Origin of the sequence: Oceanobacillus sp. FSL W7-1281 (assembly GCF_037969835.1) — a bacterium.
Lineage (GTDB): Bacteria > Bacillota > Bacilli > Bacillales > Amphibacillaceae > Oceanobacillus > Oceanobacillus oncorhynchi.
The window spans coordinates 4,253,869-4,265,877 of the sequence record NZ_CP150214.1; the positions used below are offsets into that span (position 1 = coordinate 4,253,869).

General features: G+C 43.1%; 10 protein-coding genes. All 10 read right to left on the reverse strand.

Annotation, left to right across the window (positions count from 1 at the left end; translation table 11 throughout):
- Positions 1-513: 513 nt before the first annotated feature.
- Positions 514-1,101 carry a TetR/AcrR family transcriptional regulator gene (locus MKX55_RS20640; protein WP_339234650.1) on the reverse strand — a complete coding sequence of 196 codons (588 nt, stop codon included), beginning with the start codon at positions 1,099-1,101 and terminating at the stop codon, positions 514-516.
- Positions 1,102-1,311: 210 nt separating this feature from the next.
- Entirely contained in the window at positions 1,312-1,641 is a 330-nt protein-coding gene (spoIIID, locus tag MKX55_RS20645) for a sporulation transcriptional regulator SpoIIID (protein ID WP_042529541.1), read from the reverse strand.
- A 501-nt stretch (positions 1,642-2,142) separates the two neighbouring features.
- Positions 2,143-3,009 carry a M23 family metallopeptidase gene (locus MKX55_RS20650; RefSeq protein WP_042529539.1) on the reverse strand — a complete coding sequence of 289 codons (867 nt, stop codon included), beginning with the start codon at positions 3,007-3,009 and terminating at the stop codon, positions 2,143-2,145.
- Between the two features lie 272 nt (positions 3,010-3,281).
- Positions 3,282-4,502, reverse strand: coding sequence for a stage II sporulation protein D (gene spoIID / locus MKX55_RS20655; RefSeq protein WP_339234653.1), 1,221 nt, complete (start codon positions 4,500-4,502; stop codon positions 3,282-3,284).
- 572 nt (positions 4,503-5,074) lie between these two features.
- Positions 5,075-6,106 carry an oligopeptide/dipeptide ABC transporter ATP-binding protein gene (locus MKX55_RS20660; protein ID WP_339234656.1) on the reverse strand — a complete coding sequence of 344 codons (1,032 nt, stop codon included), beginning with the start codon at positions 6,104-6,106 and terminating at the stop codon, positions 5,075-5,077.
- A gap of 4 nt (positions 6,107-6,110) precedes the next feature.
- Positions 6,111-7,046 carry an NlpC/P60 family protein gene (locus MKX55_RS20665; protein ID WP_339234658.1) on the reverse strand — a complete coding sequence of 312 codons (936 nt, stop codon included), beginning with the start codon at positions 7,044-7,046 and terminating at the stop codon, positions 6,111-6,113.
- Position 7,047: 1 nt separating this feature from the next.
- A complete protein-coding gene (locus MKX55_RS20670; protein ID WP_289585502.1) occupies positions 7,048-8,169 on the reverse strand; it encodes a dipeptide epimerase in 1,122 nt (373 codons plus the stop codon).
- A gap of 39 nt (positions 8,170-8,208) precedes the next feature.
- Positions 8,209-9,123 (reverse strand): LD-carboxypeptidase, encoded by a 915-nt coding sequence (locus tag MKX55_RS20675; protein ID WP_339234661.1) that lies wholly within the window; start codon positions 9,121-9,123, stop codon positions 8,209-8,211.
- Between the two features lie 165 nt (positions 9,124-9,288).
- Positions 9,289-10,980, reverse strand: coding sequence for a peptide ABC transporter substrate-binding protein (locus MKX55_RS20680; protein ID WP_339234664.1), 1,692 nt, complete (start codon positions 10,978-10,980; stop codon positions 9,289-9,291).
- Between the two features lie 15 nt (positions 10,981-10,995).
- A complete protein-coding gene (locus MKX55_RS20685; RefSeq protein WP_339234667.1) occupies positions 10,996-12,000 on the reverse strand; it encodes an ABC transporter ATP-binding protein in 1,005 nt (334 codons plus the stop codon).
- Positions 12,001-12,009 lie beyond the last annotated feature (9 nt).

The window sequence follows — 12,009 nt, forward strand, 5'->3', positions numbered from 1 at the left end:
GCTGTTATGATTGGGTTGTTCAGGCAAAAGCTGCTATTTCGTCCAGCTCATTAAAATGTTATTTCTTTCATTCGCTGTAGAATCCTATCAGAGCGCAGGCCAACCACGCAGACTCCTATGGGAACAGGGCGAGCTGAAGATCCACTTGAAAAGCGATTTTCTTTTCAAGTTAGCTGAAGCCGTCCCCACGGAAAGCGGAGTGGTTGGCCGGAGCGGAGCTATGCACCATCATCAATTCCAAAAAGGCCGGATATTTCACCAAAATGCAAGCATGGTAATGAAGAACATGTTCATCTTGGAATAGCAAGAAATATTTGCTTATTCTTAGGTGCGAAAGTTGAGTTAATAACTTATTTTTTAGAAAACTCGGTATATACTTCGCTTGATATTTCATCATTCATGCCTCTGACAGCATTGAGACCTGCGATTACTCGGTCTATTAAAACCGTTGTTGCAATTACTCGTCCTCTCAAAAAGCATTGGGGTTCCTTGCACTGATTAAAATATCGGTGTTTACATGTATTTAAAATGCAATTCCTCTAATAATGATTGCATCAGCTGGCTTGCCAGCATAATCTGCTCTTCAAAATCAGCCCCATCGTATAATTTAATCCCCCAAAAGACGCCGTTACCAATCAAAACGAACTGTTTAATAATTCTGTCAATTTCGTCTGCCTGCATCTGCGGATAACTATTTCTTAATATTGAATCTAAGGAGGCAACAAGCCATTCATTATATCGCTTCATATGGTCATATAAATATTGCGAGATCCCCGGTATTGGAGAAGTTACTAATGAAATATAAGCATCCGTTCCTTCCATATCTCCTTTATGGTGGTCTGCAATCCCTTCAAACATGGCAGAAAAAATATTCTGAGCAGGCTCCTCCCGCTTCTCATTCAAAATACTTTTCATTTTATCAAAATGGTTATCCAAAAATTGCTTGAATGCCATTATAAATAAATCTTCTTTATTTTTGTAAAAAAAATAAATAGATGCCGGCTTAATACCAACCTCATTGGCTATTTTCCTCATTGTTGCGCCGTGATACCCATTTAAAGCATATTGTTTCAGTGCTGCATCAATTAACTTTTTTTGCAATTCCTCACCACCTAACGATTGTTAGATTATTATATTACCTAACGTTCGTTCAGTCAATAAGTTATTTGATAATTTACTTTAAATAAAATCTTCTCCTAATTTGCATTAATAGGAATCATCCTTGATCTATTCGTGATTCTCCTTTGTACAAAGAAATGACAACAAAAAACAATCCAACTTTTTGTTAAAAATTGGATTGTCTCTATTTTCCTAGCTTCCCTGTGCTTTTGGCCTGCTGGAGGAAGATAGGAATGTTTGTGTGATTTTTGTTTCAGTTAACGGCCCTTCCGTTGGCGGTGTTTTATACTTCTTTCTTGTTGCTTCTCCCCCGCGTAAATGGCGGATTGCTTTGTGATACTCTAAAATTTCTTTTACTTCCAGTGCCAGTTTGGGATTGATTTCCGGCAGGCGCTCTGTTAAATCCTTATGGACCGTACTTTTGGATACGCCAAATTCTTTTGCAATGGTGCGGACTGTTTTTCTGGTTTCTACAACATGCCTCCCTATTTTAATTGTCCTTTCTTTGATGTAATCATGCACACCGTTCGCCCCCCTAAGTTGTAATTCCGAGGTGTCGTTTGGACAGGGTGTATGTTTTGGGATAGGACTTATAAAAGGATGTTCAAAAAATCCTCTGAAAATGACACATCGAAATTCTACGTTAGCTTGCTTTTCCGCTAACGTTGCGTTTTTAGCCGACTCGGTCCTTTTCATTGCACTTTTTTGAACACATACTATAATAAGCGGTTGACTATTTTTATGTAGTCATTGGTATATAAAAAAAGGGTTCCACTTTAGATGAAGGATACTTCTAAATCACATGTCTTTTCACCTCAGACAGTTCGATTGCATGGTTTGTAATATCATCATATTAAAAAAAACGTTCCTTTATGCTTAAGATTTGTACAAATAATTTCCGGGACAAGATGTATTTTCAAAAGTTCGTTCCTGTATTGCTTTAAAGGATGTTCAAAAAAGCCAATAAAAAACCGGCAATGAAGGATTCATCACCGGTTTTTTTGGTTTCCCAAGCATTTTTTATTATTCTTCTGAATTGTCCAATTCTACATCAATTTCTTCATCTGCTTCTTCGTCTTCATCACTTGGTACTTCTTCTTGCTCTGCTTCTTCTGCGTCTTCTGTATCTTCTTCAGGCTCTGTTACATCTTCTCCTGAAGTCGGTTCATCACTTACTGCTTCATCCTCTTCCGCACTCTCTTCTACGACAATGCTGGATGCCGGCTGTTCAAAGTAGCTTTCAGGATTCACTTCTTTGCCGTCTTTACGGATTTCAAAATGCACGTGTGTTCCGTTGTCTTTACCAAACAAGTTTTTTCCAGCTGTTCCCAGCTTGTCTCCTTGTTCAACCTTATCGCTGACAGTGACAGCTACATCTTCAAGACTAGCATAATACGTTTTTAAATCTTCACTATGAGATAAAACAACCACGTTGCCTAGTAATGGGTCTTCCTTCACTTCTTCTACTGTTCCACTGATAGAAGCCAAAACATCAAATGATTCTGCATCTGCTGCTGCGATATCTACTCCTGTACTTTGATAGTAACGATTGTTGTAAAGTACAAGTGCATTTTCTCTGTCTTCTTGTTCTGCGTTGTAGTCAAAAAATTTAGTTACGATTTCTGCTTCATCTGTGTTTTCAAGCGGCATTCCTACCAATTCCTGCTGGTCAACTACCGGAACGGAATCTTCTTCATTCATTACTGGAAGATATTCTTCCTCTCCATTTCTTTGATCAGCCGGTTCTGAAACATCAGATCCTGCATTTTGATACCAAACGACTGCTGCTAATAAAACAGCTGCGATACTTAAATACATTGCTGGGAAAAACCATTTCTTGCGGAAAATTTGGCTCCATTTATTTTTTGGGCCTTTGAATTCCTCTTTCATTTTCATCACCTCTGCAACCATTGTGAGCAGAAAAAGAGAATTATATACATGGCTATGAAAAAATTTTTTTGATTTTCATAATAAGTAGTTTATGCAGAGGTTTTCATAGATAGGTTATTTCCCTTTTATCCTGGTTTAAGATAGAAGGAAAAGCTTCATCGCAGCAGCTTCAAAAGCATCTGATTCTCAAACCATATGAAGCAGTTTTTTGCACATGAATAGAAAAGACATTGATAGGCTTACCCTATTTTTTTGATAAAAAATCCCCCGTCTCAGTTAGAAACGAGGGTTGGTGCTATTTCACCTATCTGGCTGATTTCAACATCTGTGTAATAGTGATGAATGATTTCTTCATAGTTTTTACCTTCTGCCGCCATGCCATTTGCTCCGTATTGACTCATGCCGACACCATGCCCATAGCCTTGTGTTGTAAAGATCAAATGGCTGTCACTCTGTTCAATGGTAAAGTCACTGGATCTTAAGCCCAATTTATCGCGGAAATCCGGGCCAGTAAATGCGTTTCCGGCTACGGTTATTTCATCTACTCTGCCGCTGTCTGTATGGCTGATTTCCATCGGAATGGCCTTATCATCCTGAAGCGGGATTTCTAAAGCCTCGGATACCTCTGCGACAGTCAGCGTTGTCTGCTGGGTGAATTCTGGTGATTCTTGATCCCAGGGACTCTCTACACTGCGCAGATAGGCAACCTCGCCTTCCCAATAATCCTCGGAATTTTCCGTGTATCCATTGCTGGTGGAGAAGAAGGAAGCCGTAATCGGCGCACTATTGTAAGTAATAATCTGCCCTTCTGTCTCTTTCACCGCTTGATTTATTTTGTTCATTTTTTCATGATATTCTGCTCCCCACTGTTCTTGGAGCTCCTGTTCACTTTTATATACTTGATGCTGTGTCGAATCGGTCAGGTCATAGCTATCGTTTTTCTCGCCATTTAATAAAAAGTTAACTGTAAATGTTCTTGCAGCAATCGCCTGTGCTTTTAATGCCTCCAGTTCAAACTCTGCCGGCATCTCCGAAGAAACCACACCAGCGACATATTGCTCTACCGGAACATTTTCCACTTCTTCATTACTCACGCGCATGACAGAAACATTGAATGGAGAAGCCCCGACTTCTACTGCTTCGTCGCTGGATGCTGTCTCTTCTGGAGGACTTTCTGGCTCATTCTCTTCATCTGGCTTTGCTTCCTCCTTATTATCTACCGTCTCTGAGCCAGCGCTAATTTGATTCTCTGTCTTTGACATTTGCACAACTACTGTCGGGACAGCAAGAATAAAAATTATCATAATCATAAAAACCGTGATGACTATCTGCTTCCAAGGAGACGGGCGCTGAGGCTTATAATGCACTGATTTCCGATTAGAAAAAGGTACGATTTTCTGCATTGGCTGGTTCGATATCCTGTTTTTCTGCTTCAATTGCTTCATTTTCTTATGAATTGCTGTGTTTTTCCGTTTATATTTTTTGTTATACACGTTCCTCCTCCTTTTCTTAAGAGTGATAAGCTGTTTATATCTATCATGCCTACTATTAAATCTATACATTTTGCCGGCAAAATAGACCTTTTCTTAAGAAAAAATGTAAGAAGTACGTTATGCAAATGGAAAATTAAAAAGGAAGCTTTATTCAGCGGGGAGGTTTTGCGACCCTGCGGAATAAGGGTTAAAAACTTGGTGCGTGACATTCTCGGACCGCGATTACCAATGTTGTCAGGTTAAAACGCCGCTGCGACGGGTTTTGGTGGGGTGAGTAATCGCAACCCCAGAAAAACACTACGCTAGATAGGTTTTATTACTATCTGTATCAAAATTAATAAAATTCACTAATCTAAAAGCATTGCTTCCATTACGCGTCCCATCGAAAACCATTGCAATCAGGCGTTCCGCCAAAAACATTTATGGTATCGTCTATATTAAAACATCGTATCCAACAAGAAATTTGGACAGGCTTCCATTATCTCACTTATCAAAAAATTTCGCTTTTATGATATACACACAAAAAACCATAGAAGGGCTCTATTGTTTAAGAGTTTCCATGGTTTCTCCTGCTATGATTGGATTTCTTCTTCGACAATTTCTTTTGTCCGCTGCGGTCCTGTTGTCAGGCTGTCTTGATAATTTTTATCATAGAGGTGACAGGCTACACGATGCCCGGGATCTATCTCTTGCCATACCGGCTTGACGTCCTTGCATATCTCCATTGCCATGGGGCATCTTGTTCGAAATACACAGCCAGAGGGCGGGTTGATAGGGCTTGGCAATTCGCCTTCTAAAATAATCCGCTCTCTCTTTTCTTCTATATCCGGATCTGGGATCGGGATAGCTGATAGCAGGGCTTTGGTATAAGGATGCAATGGATTTTCATAGAGCGCTTCTCCGCTTGTTTCCTCTACTAAATTCCCTAGATACATTACGCCGATCCGGTCTGAAAATTGCTTTACCATCGATAGGTCATGGGCAATAAATAAGAACGTCAGCCCTTTTTCCCGCTGCAGCCGCTTCATCAGATTGACGACCTGCGCCTGCACAGAAACGTCCAATGCAGAGATAGGCTCATCCGCAATAATAAAGTCCGGGTTTAGCGCGAGCGCTCTTGCAATTCCGATTCGCTGGCGCTGTCCGCCGCTGAACTCATGCGGATAGCGGTTCACATGATCCCGGCTGAGCCCTACCTCTTCCAACAGTTCATATATCCGGTTCATCAGATCTTTTTTCTTCTTAAAAACCCCATGTACCTCCAGCGGCTCAGAGATAATTTCCCTAATGGTAGACCGGGGATTCAGCGAAGCATAGGGGTCCTGAAAAATCATCTGCATCTTACGGTAGAGAGCGAATTGTTCCTTTTCCGTCAACCCATGGACATTTTCATAATTAAACCAGACATCCCCGCTTGTTTTTTCATATAATCCTAGAATCGTGCGGCCGATGGTAGATTTTCCGCAGCCGGATTCGCCAACCAGCCCATACGTTTCCCCTTTAAAAATATGAAAAGATACATCATTAACAGCTTTTAAAATATCTGACCTCCCGACATCAAAGTATTTCACTAGATTTTTTACTTCCAGGATTTTCTCTTCCATCTCCTCACCTCCAGTATCTTCTTGCTGCGCAGAGCTCCTTTTCATACTCGGTCCCTTTTAAAGGCGTGATTTCCACCCCTTTTCCGGTTTGCGGGGAATGCAGCATTTCGCCATCACTCTTATAGATGCCGACATGATGGATGGCTCCTTTCCCTTCCTGATAGGCAAAGAAAAGCAAATCTCCCGGCTTGAGGGCATCGTTTGCAATTTCTTCTCCCGCCCTCGCCTGGTCTCCCGCATCCCGGGCAATCCAGTAACCATTTGCTTTATGTGCAGCATAGGCCAGACCGGAACAATCATAGCCGAAGGAGCTCATCCCTCCCCAGAAATAATCCAATCCGATGAAGGGAAGAGCTGCAGTTACAATATCTGCTCCGCTGCCCTGTTTTATCCCGTCCTCTTTTGTCACGGTGACTGTTTTTTCTTTGGCGATCTGCTGCTTTCCGGATGGTGTTTGTACATAAACATGTGCTTCCCTCTCCCCTAAATAAGGCAGTATCGTTAAATAACTCAGCTGGATGCGCGTGTCTTTCGCCGGGTCTTCCAGCCAGGCATTGTCTGTCGTCACCACAATATATTTATCCTGAAGCCATGCTTCTTTATCCACGCTTGTCAATTGCCGGAGAGGGATATATCCAGGATAGCCTCTGGAATCTTTTTTGGACGGCTGGAACGGAGCAATCACATGCGCCCAGTCTCCCTCTTCTTCTAAAACGATAACAGGCTCGCCATATAGCGTTTGCGATTGTACGCGATTTTCATTACATAGTGCCAAGCTTTCCTCATAGGTTAAGGAATTGACCCATTTTAATATATCTGTAGGATGGGAGGTTCCATCTTTATCCTCTGCTCTGGCTGCCTGCGGATTGGTCCAAATTGTTGCAGCCTGTACATTTGTTACATGGAATGTTTTCGGAAGCTCCTTCAACAACTGCTGCATTCTACCAGCTCCCTTCCCTTTTGATTGTTTGCAGATAAGCTTTCTTCACTGATTTTATCCCGAGTCCGGATTGATTTGAAAACGTAATTTGATTTCCCTTCCCCTGATACTGGATACCGCCTTCCAAAATATCATCGGACAGCATCAGCGGCGCATCAAAATCAAAGCGGGTCACTGCCGGATGACTGGCTGCAAAATGAGCTGCTGCGGTAATGCCCAGCTTGGTCTCTATCATGCTTCCGACCATACATGAGACACCAAAATCCTGAGCCAGGTTCGCGATTTTTATAGCCTGATGGATTCCGCCGGACTTCATCAATTTAATATTGATTAAATCTGCCGCCCCCATTTCCAGCACACGGCGTGCATCCTGTGTGGAAAATACCGCTTCGTCAGCCATAATCGGTGTTGTGGTACGTTCGGTAATATATTTGAGCGCCTCCACATCATGTGCCGGCACAGGCTGCTCTACCAATTCCAAATTTAATCCCAGCTCTTCCATTTGTGTAATAGCTTTCACAGCCTCTTTCGCCGTCCAGCCCTGGTTGGCATCTAACCGGATCAGCACATCCTCTCCTGCAGCTTTCCTGATAGCAGCTACCCGTTCTATATCTTTTTCTGCTGGGTCCTTGCCTACTTTCACCTTTAAAATCCGAAACCCATTCTCTTTATATAACTTTGCATCCTGCTCCATCAGTTCCGTCTCATTCACGCTGACCGTATAATCATTTTCAATCTGCGAACGATAGCCTCCCAGGTATTGATATAAAGGCTGTTCGGCTGCTTGTGCAAGACAATCATACAATGCCATATCCACTGCAGCCTTGGCGCTTGTATTGCCTGTGATTGCTTTCTCTAAACGGGCAAAAATAGCTGCATAAGAACATAATGATGCATCGATTATAACCGGACGGAGCACTTTATCCATTGCATAATGGATGCTCGCCAGGCTTTCCCCTGTAATAACATGTGTCGGCGGGGCTTCTCCCCAGCCAGTGATGCCATTATCGCAGGTTATTTTCACAACTATACTTTCCGCAATGGTTACTGTGCGCAACGCTGTTTTAAATGGGGTATGCAATGGAATCGAGCTATGATAAAGTTCCAAATCAACAATCTTCATGCTAAACAGCCCTTTCTATGTGGGTAATTCTCTCTTTCATTAACGGACTCCCGGCGACAGCTGAAGTGTTTTCGTTCTGCTGGATAACGTTGCTTTTGCCCCCAAAGGAATAGAGAAATGCGGAAAACAGTGGCCAATTCGGAAACCGGCAACAACCGGCTTGGTATAATTTCTAAAATAATGCTTCCAGACTTCCTCCATCCTCAGACTGGGCTGGACTTTCGGTTCAGCTTCCGCAAAGTCGCCAATAATGATACCGGCAGCATCCTTTAGTTTCCCAGCCAGACGAAGCTGGTTCATCATCCCGTCAACTCGATACGGCTCCTCTCCAATATCCTCGATGAACAGCAGCTTATCCTTTGTTACAATTTCATAGGGCGTTCCGATTGTCTGCACCAGGAGAGAAAGATTTCCACCGACAATGCTGCCCGTGGCTTCTCCTTCTCGATAGACAGTCAGCGGAGAAATGCTTTCCGAATAAATGAGATTGGTCGGCCCGAACAACTGTCTAAACAGCTGTCTGGAAAGCGTATCGAAGTCTTTTTTCACCATATCCGATGCCGGCATCGGGCCATGGAACGTAATCAGGCCTGTTGCTTGCCGGATAGCTGTATGTAAAAATGTAATATCGCTGTATCCCCAGATAATTTTGGGATTTTTTTTGATTAATTCCATATCTAATTTATCAATGAAACGCCCCGTACCGTATCCGCCTCTGGCAAAAATGATCGCTTTGATGTTCCGGTCGGAAACCATCTGATGAAAATCTGCTAACCGATGGGTATCCTTTCCTGCTAAATAGCCATATTGATCATAGACATGCTGTCCAAGCTTTATCCTTAAACCCATATTTTCAAAAAAGGAGAAGGATTGCTCCAGTTTTTCTTTTTTTACAGGACCGGCCGGCGCAATCATTCCGATGGTGTCCCCAGTTTTCAAACGATAAGAAAGCATCTATATATCCTCCTTTTTTGGCAGTTAAGAAAGTATAAACTTTCTTACTGCATAAGTGTAACTAAGGTTGTCACCTAAGGGCTTAGTGACAACCAAGTTTTCTAAAAACAGAGACAGGCTCATATATGAATGAGCCTATCTTGTTTACCGCAGTTCCCCTGTACCTTACTCCGTCTTATCTGCGTATTTCAAATCAAAGTATCCTACCGGGTGGCGAAGGATTCCCTCCACGCCATCTGCTTCCAGAACAACCACGTTATAGTAGCGGATTGGCATGGCAATCATTTCTTCAGCCAGCATTCTTTCTGCTTCGTATAGATATTCATAGCGCTGCTCTTCATCTGTTTCGCTTTTACCTTTTTGAATCAGCTCGTCATATTCTTCACTTTCAAACCCGGTACGGTTCATATAAGAATCTGAGACAAAGCTTTCTAAGAAGTTGACTGGATCAGCATAATCATTGATAAATGAGCTTCTTGAGAATTGCAGTTCCAGATTTTGCTGCGCTTCTGCAAACACATTCCATTCCTGGTTCTCCAGTGTGACCTCCACGCCTAAGTTTTCACTCAACATATTTTGCATGGCTTCTGCAATCGCTTGAATAGTGTCGCTGGTATTAAAGGATAGTACAATCGGCGGCAGCTCATCATAGCCTTCTTCTTTCATTCCTTCTGCGAGCAGCTCTTGGGCACGTTCCGGATCAAATGCTACTAAATCGCCGTTTTCTTCACGGAAATCGTTTCCATCCGGTGCGGTAAAGCCAGGTGATACAAAACCGTATGCAGGCTCTACCCCTTGTTTAACGACGTATTCCGCAATATCATCGCGGTTAATAGCGTATGAAAACGCCTGCCTGATTTTCTTATTTTGGAACGGTTCTTCTGTCAGGTTAAAACGAAAGAATTCCAGTCCGCCATATTCCCCGATAAATACATTATCTCCATCTATCAATTCATCAGATAGCTCTGGAGGCACGCTCGCTGTATCCAGCTCGCCTGTCTGGAACATTTGGTATTGTGTATTTGAATCGTTAACCATGGAAAAATGAACATAATCCAGGTTAACAGCATCTGCATCCCAATATTCTGGATTCTTTGCAAAAATCATTTCGTTATCATGATCCCATGAATCTAACATGTATGGACCATTTGCTACAAACGTATCTGCTTCAGCATGCCAGTCTGGCGTTTCTTCAGCAACCTGATGGTTGATTGGGAAAAATGCCGGGTTGGTAAGCAAATCCAGGAAGAATCCAGTCGGCTGAATTAAAACAACTTCCAATGTCTTATCATCAATGGCTGTGACATTGACATCATCGGCCGAACCTTCCCCGCTGTTGTATTCTTCTCCGCCTTCAATGTAGTAAGCTAAAAATGCGGCAGCAGAAGCTGTATCAGGGTCCAGCATATGCTTCCAGGCAAAGACAAAATCTTCTGCAACCACAGGGTCTCCATTAGACCAATTGGCATCCTCCCGCAAATGGAATGTATACGTCAATCCATCCTCAGAAATATCCCAGCTCTCTGCCACCCCTTCTGCTGCTTCTGAATTCTCATCCAGACGTGTCAACCCTTCCATCAGATTATTCAAAGGATCCCAAGATACCTGATCAAAGCCAATGGATGGATCGAGGGAGGTCGGCTCTTGACCGTTGTTGATATATAATGTCTTTCCATCCAGATCCGGCGTTTCTTCTGCAGCAGCATTCTCTCCGCCCTCCTCGCCATCCGCTTCTTCTGCTGTATCCGTGTCCGCATCATCCGGCTCTTCTCCTGCATCCTCGCCCGCTGTACATGCAGCAAGAACAAATGCTGTAAAAAGTACCAGGAGTACCCATAAAAGCTTCTTTCTACTCATTGTTTTGCCCCCTTTTTAAGTTTGTAAGACATTTGCAGCTAACAGCCGCTTGGCCCGCTCATCTTGCAGCCAGCAATCCACATAATGTGTATCGCTGATTTTTTCTGGAGCGGGGTAAACTTTATCACACACCTCCATCGCAAATGGACATCGCGCTGTAAAAGGACATCCCTTTGGAGGTGAGAATAAATCAGGTGGTGTACCAGCAATCGGCTTTAATTCTTCCTTGGCATCTAATCTGGGAACAGAATGGAGCAGCCCTTGTGTGTATGGATGCTTCGATTCGTAGAATATTTCCCGTTTGCTGCCGGATTCAATAATTTTCCCAGCATACATCACAACAATGCGGTCTGCTATCTTTGCGACCACGCCCAGGTCATGCGTAATCAAAATAATCGATACCCCAGTCCGCTCCTGGATGGTTGCAAACAATTCCAAAATCTGTGCTTGAATGGTCACATCCAGTGCAGTCGTCGGCTCATCCGCTATCAGCAAATCCGGATCACAGATTAGAGCAATTGCAATCACAATCCGCTGACGCATTCCCCCGCTAAACTGATGCGGATATTGTTTTAAACGTTCCTCTGGGTTAGGAATTCCGACCAGGTTCATCATTTCAACCGCTTTTGCCTTCGCTTGTGTCCCCGATATTTTCTTATGTTCCTTTAACCCCTCCATCAGCTGTGTGCCAATGGTTAAGGTTGGATTAAGTGCTGTCATTGGATCTTGAAAAATCATTGAAATATCTACTCCGCGGATGGACCGCATTTTCTTCTCCGAATATGCTGCCAGATCCTGCCCTTTAAAAATAACGGAGCCTTTCGTGATTTTCCCCGGCGGATCCGGAATCAGCCGCATAATGGCATTGGAGGTAACACTTTTTCCACAGCCGGATTCCCCGACGATTGCTAAGGTTTCTCCTTTATCCAAGTGAAAATTGACGCCCCGGACAGCTTGGACTGTCCCTCCATACGTAGTAAAGGTCACATGCAAGTCGTTTACCTCGAGTATTCTTTCCAAGTTGCCCAC